This is a genomic window from Salmonella sp. A1325 (assembly GCF_056991255.1).
The window spans coordinates 595,283-619,840 of record NZ_JAMLWO010000001.1 but is presented as its reverse complement, the minus strand read 5'-3'; the positions used below and the strand labels follow the sequence as shown (position 1 = coordinate 619,840).

Here is a 24,558-nt window from a genome sequence, read left to right as displayed (position 1 = left end):
ATGATTAAGAACAATCTGATAATGAGTTTCATGCGGCGCAAGAAAATATGTTTCAGTTAAAGCCGGGCGCGTTGGCAATAGTTATTGGCGCTAAAACACCCGCCGGACGGCAGAATATTGGTAAATCGGTTGAGCTATTTTGCCTGTGTCAACCCGGAGATGAATTCATTAACCCGGTAAATGGACACGTCACCTTACTGCCGAAAGAAGCGCCTCGGGCGCTGTGGCTGGTCACGGGCGATGTAGCCTCCGCCGATGGCCAGCACGGTTTTGCCTGGGTGCGGGCAGAACATTTGATGCCGTTGTCCCCGGACAGACAACCAGGCCAGGCGGCGGCACGACAATCACAGCTCTCGTAGCCACTCTGCCAGCACAATGGCATGGTTCTGGCGAGTATCTTTAGCGGCGTATAGCAACGTTAGCGGCTGGTGTCGGGCAATATCCGCCAGACGTTTGCCTTCTTGATGCTGTTGCGCAAGTTCTGCCCGGTATTGCTGCGCGAAGTGGTTAAAATCAATCAGTTCGCTATGAAAGGCTTTGCGCAATTCGGTGGAGGGCGTAATGGCCTTATTCCATTCATCATAGACCAGCGCCGATTTTTTAATGCCTCGCGGCCATAGCCTGTCAACCAATACCCGATAACCATCGTCTTTTTCCGCCGGGAAATAGACGCGCTTACACTGGATTCGCATTTTTCCCTCCTGTGATGGTGTCGCTTACGGTACTTTTGTCGGATAGCGGTAATGATTTTAATGGATCAGGCCTGATAAACGAAGCGTCATCAGGCATTCAAGTGGGTATCAGGTTTATTTATGACGCTATCTCTCGATCGCGTCCAGCGTAGAGGCCGAAAATCGCCATGATGATAGCCAGAACCGTCACGCCTGACAGCGGTAGATACCAGCTACCGCTGTCATCATGAAGTTTTCCCATGACGGGCGGCCCACATGCCGCCAGTAAATACCCGACCGACTGCGCCATGCCGGAAAGCGCCGCCGCCTGATGCGCCGAACTGGCGCGCAGGCCGATAAACGTCAGGCCGAGGATCATCGTCGCGCCTGAACCGAAGCCGAACAGTAGCGTCCAGATGATCGCCTGGCCCGGCACAAACCAAAGCCCCGCCGCGCCCACTGCGCACAATAGTGAGACCAGCGCGGCAATCCAGCGTTGATCGTTAAAGCGATGCAAAATAAGCGGAATAGCTAACCCAGGCGCTGCGGTCGCCAGTTGCAGCAGGCCATGTAGCGATCCTGCCTGTGCTTCGCTGTAACCGTGGCTGATGAGTATTGTTGGTAACCAGCCGATAATCACATAATAAATCAGTGAGTTAAGCCCAAGAAACAACGTAACTTGCCAGGCTAAAGGCGAACGCCAGATACCGCGTTCATGTAATGCCCGGGAGCTACTCAGGTTAGCTGAGCGGGTAGTGCGCCACTGCGGCAACCAGATAAGAAACGCCAACAGCGGAAACAGCATTAGCATTAACAGCGCGCCGCGCCAGCCAAAACCGTGCAACGCCAGCGGAACCACCAGCGCAGACCCCAACGCGGCGGCGGCGCCCATCGTCAATGAGTACGCGCCCGTCAGCCTGGCGACATGTTGTGAAAAATCGCGCTTAATCAATCCTGGTAGCAGCACATTACCCAGCGCTATCCCGCACCCAATAATGGCAGTTCCGGCAAACAACAATGCAGCGGAGGGTAGGGAGCGGAGGGCAATACCCGCGCAAATCAGCAGCATTGCGGCAAACAGACTGCGTTCCATCCCAAACCGGCGCGCAATACCGGCCGCCAGCGGCGAAACCAGTGCAAACGCCAGAAGCGGCAAGGTTGTTAGCAGGCCCGTCTGGGCGGTGGAAAGACCGTAATCCGAACGGATTGTCTCCAGCAACGGTGCAGCGCCGGTAAATGTTACGCGCAGCGTAGTGGCTATCATCAAAATACCGGCAATCAGTAAAGCGCCCTGTTTGCCGCGTGGTGAAAGGGCTGTCGTCATCGTTTTCTCATCTCGTCAGGCGAGGCGATACCTTAACAGTTTTTACTGTTTGGATGAATCAAGCTAAAATGACAATTTATCGCTAAAATCGGACAATATAATGATTGGCCTGAGACTGGACGGTTACGATCCCGACCTTCACCACGATGCCGCTGTGGCCTTTTGTATTCGCGCCAGGGATGATGAACTGTTTAGCCCTCGCCATCAGCATCGCAAGGGACAGTTGATCCTCGCTCTGCACGGCGCGATTACCTGCGAGGTGGAAAATGCGATGTGGATGGTTCCGCCCCAGTATGCCGTCTGGCTCCCCGGCTCGCTGCCGCACAGTAATCATGTGACCGCAGGGGCGGAACTGTGCTTTTTATTTATTGAACCTGCAGCGGTCGTCATGCCGGAGCGTTGCTGTACGCTGAAAATTTCGCCGTTATGCCGGGAGTTGATTTTGTCGCTGGCGCGCAGAACCGATTCCGAAAGAGCGCAAATGCCAACGCAGCGCCTTATTCAGGTGTTGTTTGATGAACTGCCGCAGCAGCCGCAGGAACAATTGCAATTACCGGTATCGGGGCATCCAAAAATTCGCCAAATGGTTGAGACAATGGCGCAGGAGCCCGCGCGATGGAATACGTTAGGGCAGTGGGCCAGCGTATTCGCGATGAGCGAGCGTAACCTTGCCCGGCTGGTTGTCAAAGAGACGGGGCTAAGCTTTCGTCGCTGGCGTCATCAGTTGCAATTAATTCTGGCGCTACAAGCGCTAATCGCGGGACGTAATGTACAGCAGACGGCGCAAATGCTGGGTTATGATTCCACCACGGCATTCATTACCATGTTTAAAAAAGGCCTGGGGCAGACGCCAGGCCAGTATTTGACGGGCGAGTTACTGCTTCCCCACAATTAAAGAGACCAGCCCTGCCGCAATCAGTGGGCCGACCGGCACGCCGCGAAACAGCGCGACGCCAAGTACCGTACCGACCAGCAGCCCGGCGACGAGCTGCGGTTGGTTTCCCATCAGCGTAATGCCGCGACCACCCAGCCAGGAGACGAAAACGCCGACGGCAATCGCGACCAGCGATTTCCAGTTCACAAAAGAGTGGATCAATGTGGAGGGCGGTAGGGTTCCGCTGGCGATGGGGGCCATCACGCCGATGGTCAGAATGATAATCCCGACGGTGAGTCCCTGTTTTTCAATCCAGGGAAAAAAGGTATTCAACGGGGTTACGCGGACAATAATCAGCACCAGAATTGAGACGGCGACAGTGGTGTTGTGGCTGATAAATCCCAGAGCTGCCAGTCCGAGCAGGATCAGCAGAGTGACATCAAACATTATGGTTTCCTTGCCAAAAAGTAAGCCTGACTACTTTACGCCCAAACGGCAAAGCGCACAGGCCTTTTTAACGATTGATGCGAATTTCAGGCAACTGCCTGAAAGACAATCTCTACGTGAAAAACGGCGTTGTCATTAAATTGCCATCAACGCCGCGTATTGCTAACAGGTGAACCGTCATTGTTGTCTTCCTGAGGATACAATTATGTACGATCCACCGTTTCTTGAAGCGCTGATGATAACGGCGTCGTTTTTCGCCATTTTTATCATCATCGTTGTGTCGGTATTGCTCCTTGAAGGGGAAGGGGACTAAGCCGTTGGCGATGACTGAAAGCGGCGGAAGACTGCCAGTTCTGGTCGGGCGATGCGCAGATAGTCCTGTGTATTCATAATGACTGATTTTTCCAGCAGGCCGGCATTAAAGGCAATTTCATCGAAACGCTCAAACAGGAGCGGATCGGCGACCAGTTTCAGATTGGGGTGAAAACTGAAAGGCGGGATCGCGCCAAAAACGCAGCCGGTCAGCATATCGACTTCCGCCGGGCTGGCAAGGGAAGCGCGTAAGCCGCCCAGATGTGAAGCAAGCTGAGAGAGGTCGGCTTGCTGATCGGCCGCCAGAATAGCAAGAACGTGCTGGTTGACGCCGTTGCCTTTGACTTTACAGACCAGCGCTTTTGCGCCCTGGCCCAGCGCAGTACCGCGTATTTCAGATACCGCTTCGCATTTCCCTACCGCTTCATGGCTAACCACACGATAGCGCGCGTTCTCCTGCGTTAATAAAGCCACTAAACGTTGGTGTGTAGCGACACCCTTCGCGACTTCAGTCATTTCGGCCATTTCTTACTCCTGGTGCAATATGAACATTTACTGCGAAGCACTATGATGAACGATGTTGTTTTTGTTGTTTGTTCAGATAGAGCTGCGCATCGGAAGCCTGGTAGGCATCATTAATCGTATCATTGGGCTGCATATTATAAATCCCGGCGGAAAAATGGACTGTCTTATCCGGTGCGATAATTTGCAGGTTACGAATAATACGCTCCGGCAGATGGATAGCCAAATCCGCCGCGTAATCAACAAGAATAATACAGAACTCATCGCCGCCGAGGCGGATGGCGTAATCGCTTTTACGAATCGATGTTTTAATCGCTTTCGCCAACAGGGTAATAATTCGGTCGCCTTCCTGGTGCCCCTGGGTATCGTTGATCAGTTTTAATCTATCGCAATCAATAGCGACAAATGTCACCGGCGTCCCAGTATTGACCAGGCGTTGCAATCGCTGTTCCAGCTCCGGTGTTAATATTTTACGGTTGTAAAGCCCGGTCATGGCATCGCTAATATTTTCGCGTGTGACGTTGCGATAAAGCCGAAAGTGCATCCGTACCATATTAAGCAGGAGCGCCGTTGCCAGTAAGTAAAAGGCCAGCGCCTTCCAGGACGAGACAAGGAAATAGGTAAAATCAAGGGACAACGAAACGCGCAGCCCACCAGGGATATCATGGCTATAATTCACATATTGAAACAGATTATTTTTGCTTTGATTAATAATAATTTCTTTTCCGGAGTCCATATCCTTTAGTGTTACGTTAAGATAACGCCAAACCAGCGGACGGTCCTGGGTATAAAAAATATTTTTTAAATTATCCTGGTTAACATCCACCATCACGATACCTTTTAACGTTCCCGCCAGATAGACTGGCGTTAAAAAGCTCATGACGTTTTCCTGGGTAATATCATCCATGTAAATACTTGAAATAACTGTACGGCCGGTAAAAAGTTTATCTATATCTTTTCTGTTAATACCCATTGTGCCTTTTTGTAAAAAAGTCCAACGATGCATGGCGAAGCGCCGTGAGTTGATTAAATCATAGAAATAGACATAATGTTTATTTAAATCAACGTAATAACGGAATTTAAGCTCCAGTGTACCCAGCCCGTGACTGTGGTCGTCCTGCGAACGGTTGATGCTTACCGCCTGATCAAATGCAGGCAGTAAAAGGGCGTCATCAAGATTATCGGTACACTGTGTAGCGGCGGTTTGCAGGGTACCATGTAGCGCCGGGTAATTATGCCGGGTCAGGTTGACGCCGTGCGTACCGTTAATAGCCTCAAAGGCGTCGCAAAACGCGCGGCGTTTTTCTGCGGTGACGGGGTCTCCCGGCGCTTCAAAAGTTCGCATCAAATGTGCGGCGATGCTCTGATTCTGGTACTTATCGTACAAAAACGACGAATCGGCTCTCTCCATGATATAACGCATATAGGCATTCATTGCCCTGTCGCTGGCAATAAGTTCGTAAATCAGGAAGGACGATGTCAAAACGATGACGCTTGCCGAGATAAAGTGCCTGAGCGCTTTATGATGCAAATTCATGATGAACTACAGCCCTGAAAGTCGGATGCGTTAGTTTACCATAGCGATGAGAATTCCTCTAATAGACTGTTTAAAAATAAAACGTGTTGATGTTATGGAATAAAAATCATTCTCGGTTTAATTGCGGCAATAATTCGATGTGTTGATATTTTCAATGGTTATTAATGGTAGCGAAAGTAAATTTTCAGGTAACGATGTTACGTTATTTCTTTTAAAAATAGGAAAACCATTATTATTACAGTGAAAGGAGCGTCGAGCGGTAAGGATAATTTAGTTATTCTCTTATTCCTGTAGGGGGAATGATGAAAAAGTTGAAAGAAATGGCTGCTATCTCGCTTTTTACATTATTGGCGGCGGGTTTTTCCGCATCGGTTATGGCAGACGACCAGGCGCCTGAAAGAGTTCCAGCAGCTGAAGTTAAGCCCGTTGGTGAACATGTACACTGGTGTACTCTCTTTGATCCAGATGGTATGGAGTTGCCGCCGTTGCCAGGCATGGAATGGCCGTGGTGTTTGTAATATTAACGCAAAGGCATAGCGCTAACGAATCAATTTGTAACATAGGTCAGAACAGCTTCATTCACGCTATACGCGAATAATGATATCAGTCGCGAAGGGTGAACGTTAAGTTGCTAATAAACCTGCCCGTAATAACAACGGGCAGGTTTAGGGTTATGCACTTTGATTGGCGCTCTGTTTCTGAAACAATTCGCGGAATACCGGATAAATATCCTCCTGATCGCGAATATGCTGCATGGCGAAGTTATCGAACGTCGCCTGCAGATGTTCATACTCGCGCCATAAGGTCTGGTGGGCGCGGCGGGTAATCTCGATATAGCTGTAATAGCGCACTACCGGCAGCAGCTTTTTCGCCAGAATCTCATGACACAGCGGTGAATCGTCGGCCCAGTTATCACCGTCTGACGCTTGCGCCGCATAGATGTTCCACTGTCCCGGATCGTAGCGCTCTTTAACCACTTCATCCATGAGTTTAAGCGCGCTGGAGACAATCGTCCCCCCGGTCTCTTGCGAATAAAAGAACTCATGTTCGTCCACTTCCTTCGCCTGGGTATGGTGGCGGATATAAACCACTTCTACGTTCTTATACGTTCGGCTCAAAAACAGATAGAGCAGAATGTAAAAACGCTTGGCCATATCTTTGGTTGCTTGGTCCATCGAACCCGAGACGTCCATCAGACAGAACATTACCGCCTGGCTGGAGGGTTCAGGCCGTTTTTCATAATTTTTATAGCGTAAATCAAAGGTGTCGATAAACGGCACCCGCTCGATTTTAGCCCGCAGTTCGGCAATCTCCCGACGTAACCGCTCCTCTTCAAGCAGTTGCGCTGGTTCGCTTTTGCTGATGGTCTCCAGTTCCGTTTCCAGCGCGTGCAGTTCGCGGCGTTTTCCTGCCGTCATTGCTGTACGGCGCGCCAGAGAGTTTTGTAGCGAACGTACCACGCTGATATTAGCCGGCACGCCGTTTGAGGTGAAACCGGCGCGGTGAGTTTTATACTCGTTAAGCTGGCGATGCTGGTTTTTTTTCAGATTAGGCAGCGCTAAATCTTCAAAGAGCAGATCCAGATACTCATCTTTTGAAATCTGAAAAACAAACTCATCCTGGCCTTCGCCGTCCTGGCCGGCCTGACCTTGACTGCTGCCGGAACCGCCGCCGCCACCGCCTTGCGGACGCTCAATGCGATCATTCTGGATAAAGTGATCGTTACCCGGATGGACGCGATGGCGCAGACCGCCGCGCCCCTGATGAAACATCGGTTCGCTAATATCATCGGTTGGAATAGAGACGGACTCTCCGCTGTCGACATCGGTCACAGAGCGTTTATTAATCGCTTCGGAAATCGACTGCTTAATTTGTGCTTTATAACGACGCAAAAAGCGCTGGCGATTCACCGTGCTTTTATTTTTGCCGTTAAGACGTCGGTCTATGAACCAGGTCATATGCCCCCCGTACTGCCAACTGAGCGCCTGTTCTGTCAGTGCCGGATAGCGCTAACGCTTAGCCAGTCTACAGAACATTACTTTGTAGGCCCGGTAAGCGCAAGCGCCACCGGGCATTAACATCACGACGATTTACGCACGCGCAGGTACCACTCGCACAGCAAACGAACCTGCTTACGGGTATACCCTTTCTCCATCATCCGATCGACAAAGTCGTCATGCTTTTTCTGCTCGTCAGTCGACGTTTTGGCGTTAAAAGAAATGACCGGCAACAGCTCTTCAGTATTAGAGAACATTTTTTTCTCAATCACCGTGCGCAGCTTCTCGTAACTGGTCCAGTTTGGATTACGGCCGCTATTGTTGGCTCTGGCGCGCAGGACAAAGTTTACTATCTCATTACGGAAATCTTTCGGGTTACTGATACCCGCTGGTTTTTCAATTTTTTCCAGTTCGGCGTTCAGCGACTCGCGATCGAACAGTTGACCGGTATCCGGGTCGCGATACTCCTGATCCTGAATCCAGAAATCTGCATAAGTCACGTAACGATCAAAAATGTTCTGCCCGTACTCAGAATAAGATTCGAGATAGGCCGTCTGGATCTCCTTGCCGATAAATTCGGCGTATTTCGGGATCAGATAGCCTTTCAGGAACTCCAGATAACGTTCAGCCTGCTCCTGCGGGAACTGCTCACGCTCGATTTGTTGTTCCAGAACGTAGAACAGATGTACCGGGTTTGCCGCCACTTCCGCATGGTCGAAGTTGAATACGCGGGAGAGGATCTTAAAGGCGAATCGGGTGGAGAGACCGTTCATCCCTTCATCCACGCCCGCATAGTCGCGATACTCCTGGTACGATTTGGCTTTGGGGTCGGTATCTTTCAGGCTTTCACCGTCATAAACGCGCATTTTCGAGTAAATACTGGAATTTTCCGGCTCTTTCAGGCGGGAAAGAATCGAGAAGCGCGAAAGCGTTTCCAACGTGCCCGGCGCGCAGGGCGCATGAGCCAGCTCGCTATGATTAAGTAGTTTCTCGTAGATTTTGATCTCTTCGGAGATTCGCAGGCAATAAGGCACCTTCACGATATAGACACGGTCGAGGAACGCTTCGTTATTTTTATTGTTACGGAAAGTCACCCATTCAGATTCGTTTGAGTGGGCAAGTATGATGCCATTAAAGGGCAGGGCGGAAATACCTTCCGTACCATTGTAGTTACCTTCCTGGGTTGCGGTCAGCAAGGGGTGCAGCACCTTAATAGGCGCTTTAAACATCTCGACGAACTCCATGATCCCCTGGTTAGCGCGGCATAGCGCGCCAGAGTAACCATACGCATCCGGATCGTTCTGGGCGTGATGTTCGAGTTTACGAATATCCACCTTGCCGACCAGCGCCGAAATATCCTGGTTGTTTTCATCGCCGGGTTCCGTTTTGGCAATGGCAATCTGCTCCAGAATGGAGGGCCAGACTTTCACCACGCGGAATTTAGTAATATCGCCGCCAAACTCATGCAGGCGTTTGGCCGCCCACGGGGACATAATCGTACCGAGATAGCGGCGCGGAATACCGTACTCTTTTTCCAGAATCTGCGCGTCTTCCTGCGGATTAAACAGGCATAACGGATGATCGTTGACCGGACTACGCTCGCCGTTGGCGCTTAAAACATAAATTGGCACGCGCTGCATTAGCGATTTCAGCCGTTCAGCGAGCGATGATTTGCCACCCCCCACAGGTCCCAGCAAATAGAGAATTTGCTTCTTCTCTTCCAGCCCTTGCGCCGCATGTTTCAGATAAGAGACAATCTGTTCAATCGCGTCTTCCATGCCGTAAAACTCTTCAAACGCAGGATAGCGAGCAATAACCCGGTTGGAGAAGAGTCGGGAAAGTCGGGGTTCCTGGGCAGTGTCGACCATATTAGGCTCGCCGATAGCCATTAATAGCCGCTCTGCCGCGTTGGCATAAGCACTGCGATCTTGCCGACAAATGGTAAGAAAATCCTGCAGTGTGAACTCTTCGTCCTTGGCAGCTTCGTAACGCTGGCGATAGTGATCGAATATATTCATGATATGCCATCCTTTCGTTTTTTCGCACATGTTAAGAGCCGTTCATATGAATAGTAGAGGCTCCCGGAAGAGGTAGACTGAACGCCGTCTCTGCTAAGGAAAAAAAGCAACTCTCATGCCATTTTATTGGTCAGAAGATCAACGTGTCCGGTGATACACCTTCTTAACATTAAGCGTAGATGGCATTTGCAAAACTTGCCTGTACGCGTCAGTGGATTTCGATGACATATCAATAACTCATCAGGTAGAAAAGGCTGGTGGATATCAGAAAAAGCGTTCCCGGTCACATAACGATCATCAGCCGATCATCTGAAAATAATCGGTGATGGTGATATTAAACGGTTACATTGTGTAAAATAGTTGGGCTTACAGGTATTGGCGGTTACACTTTTGCCGCAGAACATTTGAATAAGGAATTATGGATTGTGACCAAACTTAAACTTCTGGCTCTTGGCGTGTTTATTGCAACATCCGCCAGCGTCGCGCACGCTGAAAGCAACCTGACGTTGGGCGCAGGCGTTGGTGTGGTTGAACACCCTTATAAAGATTACGATAGCGATGTTTATCCGATACCGGTCATCGCTTATGAAAGCGAAAACTTCTGGTTCCGTGGTCTGGGCGGCGGGTATTACTTGTGGAATGACAATGCCGATAAGTTGTCAATCATGGCATACTGGTCCCCGATGTACTTCAAACCGGGCGACAGCGATGATCATCAGTTGCGTCGTCTGGACAGGCGTAAAAGTACTATGATGGCGGGCGTTTCTTACGCGCATCACACCCAGTATGGATTCCTGCGTACCTCACTGGCAGGGGATACGTTGGATAACAGTAACGGTATTGTCTGGGATCTGGCCTGGCTGTATCGGTATACCAATGGCGGGCTGACCTTAACGCCAGGTATCGGGGTTGAATGGAATAGCGAGAACCAGAACGATTACTATTACGGCGTATCACGTAAAGAATCTTCGCGTAGCGGCCTGCGCGGCTATAATCCGAACGATAGCTGGAACCCGTATCTTGAACTGAGCGCTAACTATAATTTCGCCGGTAACTGGAGCGTATATGGTACTGCGCGCTACACCCGTCTGTCGGATGAAATTACTGATAGCCCGATGGTGGATAAATCCTGGACCGGTATCCTTTCTACTGGCGTGACCTATAGATTCTGATTGATTGAATTTGCCGGAAAAACCATGACAAAGCCTGCGTTATGCAGGCTTTGTGCTGACTGAAACGCGAACATGGCGGCTTGCATAAATGCGCTGTTGACCGGGTATGGCGCAGCCTTATGTGATTTATACTTTGTTACATCAATTTAAAAAACTAGCCTTTTATATGAAAAATCCAGGTGATTACAACTGCGCTAACAATTAGCGTAATAATTGTTGCAATGCTGGCTGATATCGCCCTGTCACGTCCCGCTTATGCTATACCCATTCTTCACAGCGAGTAAGACGAATGAGCATAGTATTCAATACCGTAGCCAAGCCCAGCGGCAGTCTGTGTAACTTATCCTGCAAGTACTGTTTCTATCTTGATAAACCCCGGGGACAGCGCGTCATGTCTGACGATGTGCTGGAGACGTATATCCGCCGGGTAATTGATGATACGCCATCCTCAGAGGTCTCGTTTTGTTGGCAGGGGGGAGAGCCGACGCTATGCGGTCTTTCTTTTTACCAAAAAGTGGTGCGCTTGCAGCAACGCTATGCCAACGGCAAAACTATCTACAACAGTCTGCAAACCAATGGCGTATTAATCAATGAAGAGTGGGCGGCATTCTTTGCGCAGCATCAGTTCCTGATTGGTATATCGATTGATGGGCCGCAAGTCGTTCATGATAATTACCGGAAAACGCCGTCAGGGCGGGCGTCTTTTTCCCGGGTCGTGAATGCTATCCGCCTTCTGCAGGCAAATGATGTCGAGTTCAATACGCTCACTGTCGTGAATGATGCATCATGCCGTCATGGCAATGCTATTTATCATTTTTTGACCCAGGAACTGGAAAGTAAACACCTGCAATTTATTCCCATTGTTGAGCCGCTCGCGCAAAAAGCACAGCGTTCTTTGACGTTATCTGACAATGAGGATTCACCTTCGCTGATGCCCTTTTCCGTCACGCCTGAAGGGTGGGGCGCCTTTATGTGCGATGTTTTTGATCAATGGATACGTCACGATGTCGGACGCATATTCGTACAGCTTTTTGACAACTTACTTGGCGTCTGGATGGGGGAGCCCGCCACGCTTTGTACGATGCAGTCGACCTGCGGGCAAAGTTTGCTGGTGGAGCAGAATGGCGACGTGTTTAGCTGCGACCATTTTGTTTTTCCCGCCTATAAACTGGGCAATCTGCAGCAACACTCTTTAGAAGAAATGGCGGCTTCTCCTTTTCAGCAGCAGTTTGGCGCGGCTAAAGCAAACCTTTCCTCACGCTGCCAGAACTGTACGTGGCGCTTTGCCTGTCACGGCGGTTGTCCGAAACATCGAATTTGCATGGACGGCGGCGAACGGCAAAATTATCTCTGTAAAGGATATCTGGAGTTCTTTCAACATGTGACGCCCTATATGAATGTGATGCGTCAATTATTACTGAATCAGCGACCCGCCGCGCATATTACCCGCATCGTCGACATGATTGCGGATGACGTTCGTCAGTGACAAGAAAATCGCCCCCTTGCGCGGTATGATGCCGGACATTACCGTAGGGGCTAAGAGTCCGGTATTGTTTTACCGTCGAGTGACATTGAAAAGGAAATGAAATCAGTGAAAAACGTAACGTTTTGCGGGCAGGTGACGCTTCCTGCCATCGGACAGGGAACATGGTATATGGGCGAGCGCGCGGATCAACGTCAGCGCGAGGTTTCGGCGCTGCGCGCGGGGCTGGATTTGGGGTTACGCCTTATTGATACGGCGGAAATGTATGCCGACGGCGGGGCGGAAAAGGTCGTGGGCGAGGCGTTAGCAGGGCGACGCGATGAGGCATTTCTGGTGTCAAAAGTGTACCCGTGGAACGCTGGCGGCCAGAAGATAGTTGCCGCCTGTGAGGAAAGCCTGCGTCGTCTGAAAACAGATTATCTCGATCTCTATCTATTGCACTGGGCCGGAAGCTTTTCATTCGAAGAGACCGTTGAAGGTATGGAGCGGCTAATCGCGCAGGGAAAAATTCGCCGTTGGGGAGTCTCTAATCTTGATTATGACGATATGCAGGCGCTGTGGCGCATCCCTGGGGGACAGCAATGCGCGACAAATCAGGTGCTCTATCATCTGGCGTCACGCGGTATTGAGTATGATTTATTGCCGTGGTGTCAACAACAGCGAATGCCAGTGATGGCCTATAGCCCGCTGGCGCAGGCTGGCCGGTTACGTAGCGGTTTACTGAATCATCCGGTGGTGAATGAAATTGCGCAAGCGCATAACGCTACGGCGGCGCAAATCTTACTGACGTGGGTGATTGCGCATCCGGGCGTGATGGCGATCCCGAAAGCCGGAAGTACAGAACACGTGAAGCAAAATGCGGCGGCGCTTGAGATCGCCTTGTCAGCAAACGAACTTGCCTTACTGGACAACGCCTGGCCTGCGCCAAAAGGGAAAACCGCGTTGGATATGGTGTGACGCCGGATAAAATGTGTAAGCGCCGCCATCCGGCAGGTCATGCCTGATGGCGGCTGACGCCTTCCAGAGCCTATAGCAACGCCGTTATCCATTCACTTTTAGCGTTTTGCGACGCATATAGTCTGCGCCAGACGAGAGGGGTTTTCTTCTGTGGCTTGTTGCGGCGCAGTAGCATAAGCCGTTTCAACGCAGACAAACGTTTTATAGCCGTCATCCGGCATGTCGCCCATGCTGACGGATAACGCCGGGCCAGGGTTCCAGCCTACGACGTTAAGATGATGGTGGTGGACCACATCAATCGTGCGGTTTAATGTCGCATCGTGGATCACGCTACATGCTTCAGGATTGAGGTAAACGCGATCGGTACGGTCCGGAAAGGTTTGCATACCGTCGGTCAGGACACCTTCTTTAGCGTCGTTAACTTTATCAATAAACCGATCGCCGAGTCCGCTGACCTTAACGTTGGCGATGTCGCCAACGTTAAAATAGCTGTGGAGCGCGGATGTGGTTGCAAACTCGCCATGCGCTTCCAGTTCAATTTCACAGGTTTTGCCCACTTTAAAACGTGCCAGCAGCGTGAAATCGTGCGGCCAGTATTTCCGGGTGGCCTCACTGCTTTTCAGCTCAAATGTCAGCATTACGCCATTATCATCTTCATTATGCGCTTTTAGCGCCCACGGTAGATTACGCGCAAAGCCGTGTGACGGTAGACCCTGTTGAGCCGCAGGTCCAAACCAGGGCCAGCAGATCGGTACGCCGCCGCGTAGCGCCACGCCGGTTTTGAAAGGCGTATTATTACTGAGCCACAATACCTCTTCCTCGCCAACGGGTTTCCAGGAGAGAAGGTGCGCGCCCTGTAATGCAAAAGAGGCTTTAACCTGCGGATGGTCAACGACGATCAGATCCAGGTCATCAAGCTGACGACGGGAAAGGACAGGGGTAAGCTGTTCGATAACCGGGAGGGCAAAAATTTTATTAATCATTACGCAATCCTCTTAACCCTAAATAATTCGAGTTGCATGACAAGGCGCTTGTGCCTTGATCAGTGCTTGCGCTGGCCCGTAGAAGCGAGGCCGCAGGCCGAGTAACGCAGCAAGTGAACGACAAATTCATCGGGAACGAATTTGAACAACCGTAGGTCATCTCCGGCCAGGGACATGGACATCCCTGATTCATCCCGATAAGTTCGACTTCCGTCAGTGATTCGGGTGAGAAAGCATAGCCAACACACCTGCAACTTGAAGTATGACGGGTATATCTTTAAGCAAAAAAAAGAGCGACCTGAGTCGCTCTTACCAATGACTGTGTCATCTCAACTTATTTGGAGATGTGAGCAATCAGGTCCAGTACTTTGTTGGAGTAACCGGTTTCGTTATCGTACCAGGAGACCAGTTTCACGAAGTTGTCGTTCAGCGCGATGCCTGCTTTAGCATCGAACACGGAAGTGCATACTTCGCCGTTGAAATCGGTAGATACAACGTCGTCTTCGGTGTAACCCAGAACGCCTTTCATTTCGCCTTCGGCAGCAGCTTTAACAGCAGCTTTGATCTGCTCGTAGGTAGCCGCTTTTTCCAGACGAACGGTCAGGTCAACAACGGATACGTTCGGAGTCGGAACGCGGAACGCCATACCAGTCAGTTTGCCATTCAGTTCTGGCAGTACTTTACCTACCGCTTTAGCAGCGCCAGTAGAGGACGGGATGATGTTCTGAGATGCACCGCGGCCGCCGCGCCAGTCTTTGTGAGACGGGCCGTCAACGGTTTTCTGGGTTGCGGTAGTCGCGTGAACAGTAGTCATCAGACCTTCGATGATGCCGAAGTTGTCGTTGATAACTTTAGCCAGCGGCGCCAGGCAGTTGGTGGTGCAGGAAGCGTTGGAAACGATGTCCTGGCCTTCGTATTTGTCAAAGTTAGCGCCTTTAACAAACATTGGGGTGTTGTCTTTAGACGGACCCGTCAGAACCACTTTTTTCGCGCCAGCGGTGATGTGTTTACGCGCGGTTTCGTCAGTCAGGAAGATACCGGTAGCTTCAGCCACTACGTCAACACCAACTTCGTCCCATTTCAGGTTAGCCGGATCGCGTTCAGCGGTAACACGGATTTTTTTACCGTTAACGATCAGATGACCGTCTTTCACTTCAACAGTACCGTCGAAACGGCCGTGAGTGGAGTCATATTTCAGCATGTATGCCATGTACTCTGCGTCTAACAGGTCGTTGATTGCAACGATCTCGATGTCAGAACGTTTCTGAGCAGCACGGAAAACAATGCGACCGATACGGCCAAAACCGTTGATACCTACTTTGATAGTCATATATTCCACCAGCTATTTGTTAGTGAATAAAAGGTTGCCTGTAAAATTACAAAAACCTTACGCAGCGTCAAGCGGAATCGTGTCAATCATTGCGACAAATCAATCCTCTGCACAACCTTTGCGCGGCTGATTCGCCTCACTCTTCCTTTCGGCTTGAAACCACATGGGGGCGCCGCCCCGAATTTTAAAGGGCAACCGAGATAATAATGTGACATCAGTCACGATTCGTGAGCCGCCATTTCGCAATGATCAAGTTTAGAACAAAAGTTGGTACTGAGGTGTTAATGTTTTGTTAGAATCGGTCAGGCAATGTGAGCACGTTTAAAGTGAGATGTGAGCAAATGGCTAACCAACCTTCAGCAGAAGAACTCAAGAAAAAATTGTCCGAAATGCAATTCTATGTGACGCAGGATCGTGGCACAGAACCGCCATTTACCGGACGCCTGCTACATAATAAACGCGATGGGGTTTATCACTGCCTGGTCTGTGATACGCCGCTTTTTCACTCCCACACCAAATACGATTCAGGCTGCGGCTGGCCTAGCTTTTACCAGCCTGTCAGCGAAGAGGCGATTCGTTACATAGACGATTTTTCTCATGGCATGCAGCGTGTCGAAATTCGTTGCGGAAACTGTGATGCGCATCTCGGACACGTTTTCCCGGATGGTCCGCAGCCAACCGGTGAGCGCTATTGCGTTAACTCGGCCTCGCTGGCCTTTTCTGACGAGAAAAACGGCGATCAACTGAAAGGCTGAAAAAACGATTCAGCAAATTATTCCACAGGAGCGGACACATCATGAATCTTGATGAGATCATTAACAGCATGACGCCGGAAGTGTATCAACGTTTATCCACCGCCGTTGAGCTGGGTAAATGGCCGGATGGCGTGGCGTTGACGCCGGAACAGAAAGAAAACAGCCTACAGCTGGTGATGCTATGGCAGGCGCGGCACAATACCGAAGCGCAACATATGACGATCGATACTCACGGTCAGATGGTGATGAAAAGCAAGCAGCAGCTCAAAGCGGATTTCGGTATTACGTCAAAGCCGATTGCGACATTGAAAATGCAGTAACGGCAGCCGGATAAGAGGTAGTCGCCATCCGGTGGTTTAATTGCCAATGCGTTGTGCTTACCGGGCCTGCTCATTGCTGCCAGATACAGGCCCGCCATATTTTTACGAATAACGCTTAATGTCCAGCGAGTCCGCCAACTGTGTTGCTAACTGGTTATTGTCATCGGTGCCTTATTCCCAGAACATTGCGCCGGCCAGCCCGCGCTTTGTAATCTGTTTCGTTAGAAGCGCTCTCCAGCCTGCGTTGAGCTTTGCCTGGTAGCGATGCTGGCGTGACGTATCCGGCCCAAAGATCTATGCAATGGTCTCACCGTTGCGTGATGTATTGACCGGATACGATACCTGCTCCGCTACCTGGCGACAGCCTGGCCCTGCGTCTCTTCCCAGTCTGCCAGCGTATACAGCGTCGCGCCTGCCGCCGCCATCTCCATAAACGCGTGTGCGCTATCCTGCGGGTGAATATTCACGCCGCGACAGCCATCGGTGATAACGTTAACGGCATAGCCCAACTCTAGCGCATCCAGCACCGTAAATTTTACGCAGTAATCGGTCGCCAACCCCATCACGATAAGCTCGGTAACGTCATGCTCGCGAAGCCAGGTATCAAGGGTAGTTTTCTGCCGATGTTCGTTGTCAAAAAACGCGCTGTAGCTATCAATCAGCGGGTTTTCACCCTTAAAGATGCAGGCGTCAATCGCATGTTGGTTAAGCAGGGGATGTAACGCCGCGCCGTCGGTATGTTGAACGCAGTGATCCGGCCAGAGCGTTTGCGGCAGCCCATCCAGCTTTCCCTGACTATAGGGTTCCGCCTGATGCTGGCTGGCGAAGCTGCCATGCTGCGCGGGATGCCAGTCCTGGCTGGCCAGCACCGGAATCTGCCGGGGCTGGCACCAGTCAATAAGAGCGTTGGCGATGTCGATGGTGCTGTCGCCTTCCGCTACAGCCAGCGCGCCGCCGGCGCAAAAGTCATTTTGCAAGTCGACCAGTAATAAGGCCCGGTTTGTCATTATCTTCTCCTTGTCGTCGGGATTTTTTAATCATCCGGCGTCAATTCACCACGCAAGTTTTGCGCCATCGCGCTACGAATCGCCTGAGTGTCCAGACCCTGGCTTAACAAATAATGCAGTTTGGTTAAGGTGGCTTCGACGGTCATATCGGCACCGCCAATCACGCCAGCGTGCGCCAGTGCATTACCGGTAGCGTACCCGCCCATATTGACTCGCCCTGACATGCATTGCGTCAGGTTAACCACCACGATGCCGCGCGAACTGGCCTCTTTCAGCTCCTGTAAAAACGCTTTATTTTGCGGCGCGTTGCCTACGCCATAAGAGCGCAGAATCAGCGCTTTTACCGGCTGACGCAGAAAGTTACGTACTACCTCGGCGGAAATCCCCGGATAAATGGTCACTACGCCTATCGGTTGCGGTGTAATAGGGTGAACGATTAATTCACCAGAACCGTAGGGCGCGGGAGGCGTATTTAAACGGCGAATGTGAATTCCTGCTTCCAGCAAGGGCGGCAGATTAGGAGAGGCAAAAGCGTCAAACCCATCCGCATGGGCTTTGGTCGTGCGATTGCCGCGGAACAGACGATTATTAAAAAACAGCGTTACTTCATTAACAGGATAGTTGGCGGCGACATAAAGCGCATTCAGCAAATTAATTTGCCCGTCGGAGCGCAGCTCAGCCAGCGGAATTTGTGACCCTGTCACAATAACTGGTTTACCCAGATTTTCCAGCATGAAAGAGAGCGCCGATGCGGTAAACGCCATCGTGTCGGTGCCGTGCAGAATAACAAAACCGTCATACTCATCGTAGTGCGCTTTGATATCTGCAGCGATATGCTGCCAGTCTTCCGGCGTCATATCTGATGAATCCATCAGCGGGGCATATTCATGGATGGTAAAATCCGGCATCTCCGGGCGGTGGAATTCCGGCATCAGCGCCAGCTGACGCTGAAGGTGCCCGGACACCGGGATATACCCTTTATCTGAGCGCTGCATACCGATAGTGCCGCCGGTATAGGCAACGTAAATTGATTTCTTTTGCATGATAATGTTCAGTCGTGTCGCGAAGGACGTATTAATGATTATCGGATGGCGGCTATGAGCAGACGCCGCCATCCGGTATGGCTATTGATGAAGCATTAGCGAACGTTCGCGCAAGTCAAACAGAACGCATAACGGTTTTGCGGATCGTTAAATGCCGCCAGTTTATCCCCCTCGGCCTTCACCGTGTTGGCGGCAGAAACGAGCGGCGCCGGGAGCATCGCCTGAATGGCCTCCGGCAGCATGGCGCGTACTGATCCGGTCATACTGTCCATGACCATATCAAGGACCGTCGGTTCGTCCTGATAGTAATCAAGATGCCACTGTTTCAGTTTCGCCAGCTCCGCCGCTTTGGCGACGGCGTCGTCAAAGTCGCCGAGACTGTCCACCAGACCATTGGCTTTCGCGTCTTCTCCGGTCCAGACATGGCCTTGTGCGATTTTATCAATCTGCTCCGGCGTACGCTTACGCGCGTCTGCCACCAGTGTGATAAAGCGTTTGTAGCCGTACTCAATACTGAGTTGCATCATCTGCTGCACTTCCGGTGACAGCGCTTTGGTCATCGAAATATCCGCCAGTGGCGAGGTGGAAACGCCGTCGCTGTGTACGCCAATCGACGACAGGCTGTTTTCTACCGTATTGATGACGCCGAAGATGCCAATTGAACCCGTCAGCGTGCTGGGGCTGGCCACGATATAGTTTGCCGGCGTAGAGATCCAGTAACCGCCGGAGGCCGCCATACCGCCCATTGAGACCACCACCGGTTTGCCAGCCGCTCTTGCTGCCGCCAGTTCGGCGCGGATAACTTCGGAGGCGTTGACGCTACCGCCTGGGCTATTGACGCGCAGCACAATCGCTTTCACTTTAGGATCAAGGCGTGCGTCGCGGATCTGCGATGCCGTAGTGTCGCCGCCGACATTCCCTGGCGTTTCTTCGCCATCCATAATCGCGCCATTGGCGAAAATAACCGCAATAGTACCGCCGGTATCCGCAGGAGTTTTCAGCGAATAATCGTAATAGCTGATCGCGCGATAGTTATTTTCGGTTTTGCTCCAGCCAAACTGCTTCGTCAGCGCTTTTTCAACATCTGCGCTGGAGGCGAGGGCGTCCACCAGTTTATGGTCGAGCGCATATTTGGCGGTGTCGCCGCCCACGCTGGTTAACCCGTCGATAATAGCCTGGGCGCCGGGGAAGAGTTGTTGCGGCGAAATCTGGCGATTGGCGGAAACGGTATGCAGGTAGTTCTGCCACAGTTCGCCTATCCAGCGGCTGTCGGCCTCGCGGGCGGCGGGCGACATATCGTCGCGGATAAACGGCTCGACGGCGGATTTATAGGTGCCGACCCGGAAAACGTGGGTAGAGACTTTCAGTTTATCCAGCAGCGTTTTGTAGTACAGGCCATTCGTAGCGAAGCCGTGAAGGTCTACCTGACCCTGTGGGGAAAGCCAAATTTTATTGGCGAAACTGGCGAGGTAATACTGACCCTGGCTGTAGTTTTCACCCACAGCGAAAACCGGTTTGCCGCTGTCGCGGAATTCGCGCAGCGCTTTACCAATATAGCGCATTGACGGCTGATCGGCGCCGGTGAAGTTTTTCAGATCCAGAACGATACCAGTGATGTTACGGTCATCTTTCGCCTGACGAATAGCGTTGACGATGTCAAACAGGGAGTTTTCCTGCAGACGGTCGGAGCTGGCGCCAAATAACTGGCGACCCAGCGCGCCCAGACGGTGATTGGTGGAGGGTTTATCCACAATGACGCCGGAAATATCCAGCAGCAGAGCGCCGCGCGCGGTTTGCTCACTGTTGCTGCCGTTACCGATCTGCATCCAGATCCCAACGCCCACCAGAACCAAAAAAATAAAGAACAGGTTGAGTACCATTTCACGGACGAAGTTCAACACTCGCCACGTCCATTTAAAAAATCCGGCAATAAATCGCCACAGGGTTCGCATGTATTCTCCCTATCTGAGTAACAACGCTTATACCTTGGTGAGGATAAAGCATTAAGATGTGGCTATCGTAATGACCCATCAGGCAGTTGTCAGCAGGAATCACTGCCTGCGCTGTAACAAAATCCGCTCCCGTGTTAATTTTGTGAATAAATATCATTGCTGGAGTTAATCAAATGGATGCACTAGAACTGCTGGTCAACCGTCGTAGCGCCTCTCGTCTCGCAGAACCGGCGCCTGTCGGAGAGCAATTACAGAACATTCTGCGGGCGGGAATGCGTGTTCCCGATCATAAATCTCTACAGCCGTGGCGTTTTTTTGTGATTGAAGGAGAGGGGCGCGACCGCTTCAGCGCCGTGCTTGAACAAGGCGCTGTCGCTGCCGGAGGCGATGAGAAAGCGATCGAAAAAGCGCGTAATGCGCCGTTTCGCGCGCCGCTGATCATTACCGTGGTGGCGAAATGCGAAGAAAACCATAAGGTTCCGGTGTGGGAACAGGAGATGTCTGCCGGATGCGCGGTGATGGCGATGCAAATGGCGGCGATTGCGCAAGGGTTTAATGGTATCTGGCGTAGCGGCGCATTAACGGAGAGCGCTATCGTGCGGGAAGCCTTTGAGTGCCGCCCTCAGGATAAAATTGTTGGTTTTCTCTATCTCGGCACGCCGCAGCTCAAAGCGTCAACGACGATCAGTACCCCCGACCCCACGCCGTTTGTGCGTTATTTCTGACGCTGAGGGATAAAACTGTCTGGATTCTGAGCAAAGGCGCGGTAATTCAGACAGTGATACTTACCACATCAGGGAATGAGCGCTACCATAGCGCGAATGCAATGACAGGAGATGTCCATGAGCGAGCAAGCCATTCGTTTAACGCAATACAGCCACGGCGCTGGTTGCGGTTGTAAAATTTCCCCTAAAGTGCTGGAGACTATCCTGCATAGCGAGCAGGCGAAGTTCGTCGACCCGAACCTGCTGGTGGGTAATGAAACCCGCGATGATGCGGCGGTTTACGATCTGGGTAATGGCACCAGTATTATCAGCACCACCGACTTCTTTATGCCGATAGTCGACAACCCGTTTGATTTTGGCCGCATTGCGGCAACAAACGCCATCAGCGATATTTTTGCGATGGGCGGCAAACCGATTATGGCGATCGCGATCCTTGGCTGGCCGATTAATACCCTGTCGCCCGATATTGCGCGTGAAGTGACCGAGGGGGGGCGCTTTGCCTGCCGTCAGGCCGGTATCGCGCTGGCGGGCGGACACTCTATTGACGCCCCGGAGCCGATCTTTGGTCTCGCGGTCACAGGCGTAGTGCCGACCGAACGGGTGAAGAAAAACAGTACCGCGCAGGCGGGATGCAAACTCTTTCTGACCAAATCGTTGGGGATTGGCGTGTTGACCACCGCCGAGAAAAAATCGCTGCTTAAACCTGAACATCAGGGGCTGGCGACGGAAGTCATGTGTCGGATGAACGTTGCTGGCGCGGCGTTTGCCAATATCGATGGCGTAAAAGCCATGACTGACGTTACCGGTTTTGGCCTGCTGGGGCACCTGAGCGAGATGTGCCAGGGCGCAGGCGTGCAGGCGCTACTTTGCTATCAGGACATCCCTAAACTGCCGGGCGTGGAAGAGTATATTGCTCTGGGCGCCGTACCGGGCGGCACAGAGCGCAACTTCGCCAGCTATGGTCATCTGATGGGCGACATGTCGCGTGAAGTTCGTAGCCTGCTGTGCGATCCGCAAACGTCAGGCGGTCTGTTGTTGGCGGTAACGCCGGACGCCGAAGACGATGTTAAAGCCACTGCGGCGGAATTTGGTATCGATCTGACCGCGATTGGTGAACTGGTCGAGGCCCGCGGCGGTCGCGCTATGGTTGAGATTCGTTAACCTGATGCGGTTGTTTATTGCCGAAAAACCGAGTCTGGGGCGCGCCATTGCGGATGTGCTGCCAAAACCGCACCGTAAAGGCGATGGTTTTATTGAGTGCGGAAATGGGCAGGTCGTCACCTGGTGTATTGGTCATTTGCTGGAACAGGCGCAGCCGGATGCGTATGACAGCCGTTATGCGCGCTGGAATTTGGCTGACCTGCCTATCGTGCCGGAAAAATGGCAGCTTCAGCCTCGTCCTTCCGTCACCAAACAGCTCAATGTGATTAAGCGCTTTTTGCATCAAGCCGGTGAAATTATTCACGCCGGCGACCCGGATCGCGAAGGGCAGCTTCTGGTTGATGAAGTGCTGGATTATCTCCAGCTTCCTGCCGAAAAGCGCCAGCAGGTGCGGCGTTGTCTGATAAACGACCTTAACCCGCAGGCGGTCGAGCGTGCTATTGACAGGCTGCGAGCGAACAGCGACTTCGTGCCGCTGTGCGTCTCCGCGCTGGCGCGAGCGCGAGCGGACTGGCTGTATGGCATTAATATGACCCGCGCTTACACGATCCTGGGCCGGAATGCCGGCTATCAGGGCGTGTTATCCGTGGGACGCGTGCAGACGCCGGTACTGGGGCTGGTGGTGCGGCGAGACGAAGAGATTGAGAACTTCGTCGCCAAAGACTTCTTTGAAGTAAAGGCGCACATCGTTACGCCTGCCGACGAGCGTTTTACCGCTATCTGGCAGCCGAGCGAGGCGTGCGAACCTTATCAGGATGAAGAGGGGCGCTTGCTTCATCGTCCGCTGGCGGAGCATGTAGTGAACCGAATCAACGGTCAGCCCGCGCTGGTAACCAGTTATAATGATAAACGGGAATCAGAATCCGCGCCGCTGCCGTTTTCGCTCTCGACGCTACAGATTGAAGCCGCTAAACGTTTTGGCCTGAGCGCGCAAAACGTGCTTGATATTTGTCAGAAGCTATATGAAACCCACAAACTGATTACCTATCCGCGTTCCGACTGCCGTTATCTGCCGGAAGAACACTTTGCCGGACGGCAGGCGGTCATGAACGCGATTAGCGTCCACGCCCCGGATTTACTGCCGCAGCCTGTGGTTAATCCTGATACGCGCAATCGCTGCTGGAATGACAAAAAAGTGGATGCTCACCACGCGATTATCCCGACGGCGCGCAGTTCTTCTGTCCATCTGACGGAAAACGAAGCGAAAGTGTACACCCTGATTGCGCGTCAGTATCTGATGCAGTTCTGCCCGGACGCGGTGTTTCGTAAATGCGTTATTGAACTGGAAATCGCCAAAGGAAAATTTGTCGCCAAAGCGCGTTTTCTGGCGGAGGCCGGTTGGCGGACATTACTGGGCAGTAAAGAGCGCGACGAGGAAAACGACGGTACGCCGCTGCCGGTTGTCGCCAAAGGTGATGAGTTGCTGTGTGAAAAGGGGGAAGTGGTCGAACGCCAAACCCAGCCGCCGCGTCATTTCACCGATGCGACATTGCTTTCCGCGATGACCGGAATTGCCCGCTTCGTGCAGGATAAAGATCTGAAAAAGATCCTGCGCGCGACCGATGGGCTGGGGACGGAAGCCACGCGCGCCGGGATTATCGAGCTGCTGTTCAAACGTAGCTTTCTGACCAAAAAAGGGCGCTACATTCATTCTACCGATGCTGGCAAAGCGTTAATACATTCGCTGCCGGAAATGGCGGCCCGTCCAGATATGACCGCGCACTGGGAATCTGTTTTGACGCAAATCAGCGAAAAGCAGTGCCGTTACCAGGATTTCATGCAACCGCTGGTCGGCACGTTATATCAGCTGATCGATCAGGCTAAGCGCACGCCGGTGAAGCGCTTCAGAGGGATAGTCGTGCCAGGCGGTGGAGACAAGAAAAAGAGCGCGCCGCATAAGCGAGCGGGCAAAAAAAGCCCGCCTGCTGAGGAGACAGGCCGTCAGACCGAATAAGCGTAAAGCCATCT

At 51.9% G+C, this 24,558-nt stretch carries 24 protein-coding genes; 12 read left to right on the top strand and 12 right to left on the bottom strand.

Annotated elements, in window-relative coordinates:
* The first annotated feature begins 47 nt into the window (after positions 1–47).
* Positions 48–359, top strand: coding sequence for a hypothetical protein (locus tag NAZ64_RS03210; RefSeq protein ID WP_000487126.1), 312 nt, complete (start codon positions 48–50; stop codon positions 357–359).
* Here the strand turns inward: NAZ64_RS03210 and NAZ64_RS03205 are convergent.
* Complete coding sequence (locus tag NAZ64_RS03205; RefSeq protein WP_001222532.1) at positions 345–692, bottom strand: DUF488 domain-containing protein; 348 nt, start codon at positions 690–692, stop codon at positions 345–347. The two genes, NAZ64_RS03210 and NAZ64_RS03205, sit on opposite strands and share 15 nt — an antisense overlap.
* A gap of 118 nt (positions 693–810) precedes the next feature.
* Positions 811–1,995: a CynX/NimT family MFS transporter gene (locus tag NAZ64_RS03200; protein ID WP_220569252.1), complete on the bottom strand. Its 1,185-nt coding sequence runs from the start codon at positions 1,993–1,995 to the stop codon at positions 811–813.
* A gap of 100 nt (positions 1,996–2,095) precedes the next feature.
* On the opposite strand from NAZ64_RS03200, the gene NAZ64_RS03195 reads away from it, so the two are divergent.
* Positions 2,096–2,890, top strand: a complete 795-nt coding sequence (locus NAZ64_RS03195; RefSeq protein WP_000579798.1) for an AraC family transcriptional regulator — start codon at positions 2,096–2,098, stop codon at positions 2,888–2,890.
* On the opposite strand, the gene NAZ64_RS03190 is transcribed toward NAZ64_RS03195, so the two are convergent.
* Positions 2,870–3,316, bottom strand: a complete 447-nt coding sequence (locus NAZ64_RS03190) for a DUF441 domain-containing protein (RefSeq protein ID WP_000460698.1) — start codon at positions 3,314–3,316, stop codon at positions 2,870–2,872. The two genes, NAZ64_RS03195 and NAZ64_RS03190, sit on opposite strands and share 21 nt — an antisense overlap.
* Before the next feature lie 205 nt (positions 3,317–3,521).
* Here NAZ64_RS03190 and yoaI point away from each other — a divergent pair, with 205 nt between their 5' ends.
* Positions 3,522–3,629: a small membrane protein YoaI gene (gene yoaI / locus NAZ64_RS03185; protein WP_000272239.1), complete on the top strand. Its 108-nt coding sequence runs from the start codon at positions 3,522–3,524 to the stop codon at positions 3,627–3,629.
* On the opposite strand, the gene NAZ64_RS03180 is transcribed toward yoaI, so the two are convergent.
* Entirely contained in the window at positions 3,626–4,144 is a 519-nt protein-coding gene (locus NAZ64_RS03180) for a YbaK/prolyl-tRNA synthetase associated domain-containing protein (protein WP_023893413.1), read from the bottom strand. The genes yoaI and NAZ64_RS03180 overlap by 4 nt on opposite strands.
* 49 nt (positions 4,145–4,193) lie before the next feature.
* Positions 4,194–5,687, bottom strand: a complete 1,494-nt coding sequence (dgcJ, locus tag NAZ64_RS03175) for a diguanylate cyclase DgcJ (protein WP_001527766.1) — start codon at positions 5,685–5,687, stop codon at positions 4,194–4,196.
* A 302-nt stretch (positions 5,688–5,989) separates the two neighbouring features.
* On the opposite strand from dgcJ, the gene NAZ64_RS03170 reads away from it, so the two are divergent.
* Complete coding sequence (locus NAZ64_RS03170) at positions 5,990–6,205, top strand: hypothetical protein (protein WP_001542634.1); 216 nt, start codon at positions 5,990–5,992, stop codon at positions 6,203–6,205.
* Positions 6,206–6,358: 153 nt separating this feature from the next.
* On the opposite strand, the gene NAZ64_RS03165 is transcribed toward NAZ64_RS03170, so the two are convergent.
* Together NAZ64_RS03165 and yeaG are read right to left on the bottom strand one after the other, a co-directional pair.
* On the bottom strand, positions 6,359–7,645 hold the full coding sequence (locus NAZ64_RS03165) for a YeaH/YhbH family protein (RefSeq protein ID WP_220569250.1): 1,287 nt from the start codon (positions 7,643–7,645) through the stop codon (positions 6,359–6,361).
* A 122-nt stretch (positions 7,646–7,767) separates the two neighbouring features.
* Positions 7,768–9,702, bottom strand: coding sequence for a protein kinase YeaG (gene yeaG / locus NAZ64_RS03160; protein ID WP_001518010.1), 1,935 nt, complete (start codon positions 9,700–9,702; stop codon positions 7,768–7,770).
* 425 nt (positions 9,703–10,127) lie between these two features.
* Here yeaG and NAZ64_RS03155 point away from each other — a divergent pair, with 425 nt between their 5' ends.
* The 3 genes from NAZ64_RS03155 to NAZ64_RS03145 all read left to right on the top strand — a co-directional run bounded on the left by NAZ64_RS03155 (position 10,128) and on the right by NAZ64_RS03145 (position 13,314).
* A complete protein-coding gene (locus NAZ64_RS03155; protein ID WP_000163762.1) occupies positions 10,128–10,874 on the top strand; it encodes a MipA/OmpV family protein in 747 nt (248 codons plus the stop codon).
* Positions 10,875–11,163: 289 nt separating this feature from the next.
* Complete coding sequence (locus NAZ64_RS03150) at positions 11,164–12,360, top strand: anaerobic sulfatase maturase (protein WP_000029247.1); 1,197 nt, start codon at positions 11,164–11,166, stop codon at positions 12,358–12,360.
* A 96-nt stretch (positions 12,361–12,456) separates the two neighbouring features.
* Positions 12,457–13,314, top strand: a complete 858-nt coding sequence (locus NAZ64_RS03145) for an aldo/keto reductase (RefSeq protein WP_000843751.1) — start codon at positions 12,457–12,459, stop codon at positions 13,312–13,314.
* A 98-nt stretch (positions 13,315–13,412) separates the two neighbouring features.
* On the opposite strand, the gene NAZ64_RS03140 is transcribed toward NAZ64_RS03145, so the two are convergent.
* Together NAZ64_RS03140 and gapA are read right to left on the bottom strand one after the other, a co-directional pair.
* Complete coding sequence (locus NAZ64_RS03140) at positions 13,413–14,297, bottom strand: D-hexose-6-phosphate mutarotase (protein ID WP_220569248.1); 885 nt, start codon at positions 14,295–14,297, stop codon at positions 13,413–13,415.
* Positions 14,298–14,631: 334 nt separating this feature from the next.
* A complete protein-coding gene (gene gapA / locus NAZ64_RS03135) occupies positions 14,632–15,627 on the bottom strand; it encodes a glyceraldehyde-3-phosphate dehydrogenase (RefSeq protein ID WP_000153505.1) in 996 nt (331 codons plus the stop codon).
* A gap of 341 nt (positions 15,628–15,968) precedes the next feature.
* On the opposite strand from gapA, the gene msrB reads away from it, so the two are divergent.
* Together msrB and NAZ64_RS03125 are read left to right on the top strand one after the other, a co-directional pair.
* On the top strand, positions 15,969–16,382 hold the full coding sequence (msrB, locus tag NAZ64_RS03130) for a peptide-methionine (R)-S-oxide reductase MsrB (RefSeq protein ID WP_001519539.1): 414 nt from the start codon (positions 15,969–15,971) through the stop codon (positions 16,380–16,382).
* Between the two features lie 41 nt (positions 16,383–16,423).
* On the top strand, positions 16,424–16,702 hold the full coding sequence (locus tag NAZ64_RS03125; RefSeq protein WP_001046864.1) for a YeaC family protein: 279 nt from the start codon (positions 16,424–16,426) through the stop codon (positions 16,700–16,702).
* A 350-nt stretch (positions 16,703–17,052) separates the two neighbouring features.
* Here the strand turns inward: NAZ64_RS03125 and pncA are convergent, their stop codons facing one another.
* The 3 genes from pncA to sppA all read right to left on the bottom strand — a co-directional run bounded on the left by pncA (position 17,053) and on the right by sppA (position 20,704).
* Positions 17,053–17,709, bottom strand: a complete 657-nt coding sequence (gene pncA / locus NAZ64_RS03120) for a bifunctional nicotinamidase/pyrazinamidase (RefSeq protein ID WP_000184705.1) — start codon at positions 17,707–17,709, stop codon at positions 17,053–17,055.
* Positions 17,710–17,735: 26 nt separating this feature from the next.
* Positions 17,736–18,752: an asparaginase gene (gene ansA, locus NAZ64_RS03115; RefSeq protein WP_001170136.1), complete on the bottom strand. Its 1,017-nt coding sequence runs from the start codon at positions 18,750–18,752 to the stop codon at positions 17,736–17,738.
* A 95-nt stretch (positions 18,753–18,847) separates the two neighbouring features.
* On the bottom strand, positions 18,848–20,704 hold the full coding sequence (gene sppA / locus NAZ64_RS03110) for a signal peptide peptidase SppA (protein ID WP_001259874.1): 1,857 nt from the start codon (positions 20,702–20,704) through the stop codon (positions 18,848–18,850).
* A 173-nt stretch (positions 20,705–20,877) separates the two neighbouring features.
* On the opposite strand from sppA, the gene NAZ64_RS03105 reads away from it, so the two are divergent.
* The 3 genes from NAZ64_RS03105 (at position 20,878) to topB (ending at position 24,544) form a co-directional block, all read left to right on the top strand.
* The gene (locus NAZ64_RS03105; RefSeq protein ID WP_000339313.1) at positions 20,878–21,429 is read left to right on the top strand and encodes an NAD(P)H nitroreductase; all 552 of its coding nucleotides are present in this window, start codon (positions 20,878–20,880) and stop codon (positions 21,427–21,429) included.
* 117 nt (positions 21,430–21,546) lie between these two features.
* Positions 21,547–22,590, top strand: coding sequence for a selenide, water dikinase SelD (gene selD, locus NAZ64_RS03100; RefSeq protein WP_220569247.1), 1,044 nt, complete (start codon positions 21,547–21,549; stop codon positions 22,588–22,590).
* Between the two features lie 4 nt (positions 22,591–22,594).
* Complete coding sequence (gene topB / locus NAZ64_RS03095) at positions 22,595–24,544, top strand: DNA topoisomerase III (RefSeq protein WP_483640871.1); 1,950 nt, start codon at positions 22,595–22,597, stop codon at positions 24,542–24,544.
* The last annotated feature ends 14 nt before the right edge of the window (positions 24,545–24,558 follow it).

Excerpts from the sequence above, each read along its gene's own strand:
- NAZ64_RS03210 (WP_000487126.1), top strand. The coding sequence starts at position 48 with ATGTTTCAGTTAAAGCCGGGCGCGTTGGCAATAGTTATTGGCGCTAAA.
- NAZ64_RS03205 (WP_001222532.1), bottom strand. The coding sequence starts at position 692 with ATGCGAATCCAGTGTAAGCGCGTCTATTTCCCGGCGGAAAAAGACGAT.
- NAZ64_RS03200 (WP_220569252.1), bottom strand. The coding sequence starts at position 1,995 with ATGACGACAGCCCTTTCACCACGCGGCAAACAGGGCGCTTTACTGATT.
- NAZ64_RS03195 (WP_000579798.1), top strand. The coding sequence starts at position 2,096 with ATGATTGGCCTGAGACTGGACGGTTACGATCCCGACCTTCACCACGAT.
- NAZ64_RS03190 (WP_000460698.1), bottom strand. The coding sequence starts at position 3,316 with ATGTTTGATGTCACTCTGCTGATCCTGCTCGGACTGGCAGCTCTGGGA.
- yoaI (WP_000272239.1), top strand. The coding sequence starts at position 3,522 with ATGTACGATCCACCGTTTCTTGAAGCGCTGATGATAACGGCGTCGTTT.
- NAZ64_RS03180 (WP_023893413.1), bottom strand. The coding sequence starts at position 4,144 with ATGACTGAAGTCGCGAAGGGTGTCGCTACACACCAACGTTTAGTGGCT.
- dgcJ (WP_001527766.1), bottom strand. The coding sequence starts at position 5,687 with ATGAATTTGCATCATAAAGCGCTCAGGCACTTTATCTCGGCAAGCGTC.
- NAZ64_RS03170 (WP_001542634.1), top strand. The coding sequence starts at position 5,990 with ATGAAAAAGTTGAAAGAAATGGCTGCTATCTCGCTTTTTACATTATTG.
- NAZ64_RS03165 (WP_220569250.1), bottom strand. The coding sequence starts at position 7,645 with ATGACCTGGTTCATAGACCGACGTCTTAACGGCAAAAATAAAAGCACG.
- yeaG (WP_001518010.1), bottom strand. The coding sequence starts at position 9,702 with ATGAATATATTCGATCACTATCGCCAGCGTTACGAAGCTGCCAAGGAC.
- NAZ64_RS03150 (WP_000029247.1), top strand. The coding sequence starts at position 11,164 with ATGAGCATAGTATTCAATACCGTAGCCAAGCCCAGCGGCAGTCTGTGT.
- NAZ64_RS03145 (WP_000843751.1), top strand. The coding sequence starts at position 12,457 with ATGAAATCAGTGAAAAACGTAACGTTTTGCGGGCAGGTGACGCTTCCT.
- NAZ64_RS03140 (WP_220569248.1), bottom strand. The coding sequence starts at position 14,297 with ATGATTAATAAAATTTTTGCCCTCCCGGTTATCGAACAGCTTACCCCT.
- gapA (WP_000153505.1), bottom strand. The coding sequence starts at position 15,627 with ATGACTATCAAAGTAGGTATCAACGGTTTTGGCCGTATCGGTCGCATT.
- msrB (WP_001519539.1), top strand. The coding sequence starts at position 15,969 with ATGGCTAACCAACCTTCAGCAGAAGAACTCAAGAAAAAATTGTCCGAA.
- NAZ64_RS03125 (WP_001046864.1), top strand. The coding sequence starts at position 16,424 with ATGAATCTTGATGAGATCATTAACAGCATGACGCCGGAAGTGTATCAA.
- pncA (WP_000184705.1), bottom strand. The coding sequence starts at position 17,709 with ATGACAAACCGGGCCTTATTACTGGTCGACTTGCAAAATGACTTTTGC.
- ansA (WP_001170136.1), bottom strand. The coding sequence starts at position 18,752 with ATGCAAAAGAAATCAATTTACGTTGCCTATACCGGCGGCACTATCGGT.
- sppA (WP_001259874.1), bottom strand. The coding sequence starts at position 20,704 with ATGCGAACCCTGTGGCGATTTATTGCCGGATTTTTTAAATGGACGTGG.
- NAZ64_RS03105 (WP_000339313.1), top strand. The coding sequence starts at position 20,878 with ATGGATGCACTAGAACTGCTGGTCAACCGTCGTAGCGCCTCTCGTCTC.
- selD (WP_220569247.1), top strand. The coding sequence starts at position 21,547 with ATGAGCGAGCAAGCCATTCGTTTAACGCAATACAGCCACGGCGCTGGT.
- topB (WP_483640871.1), top strand. The coding sequence starts at position 22,595 with ATGCGGTTGTTTATTGCCGAAAAACCGAGTCTGGGGCGCGCCATTGCG.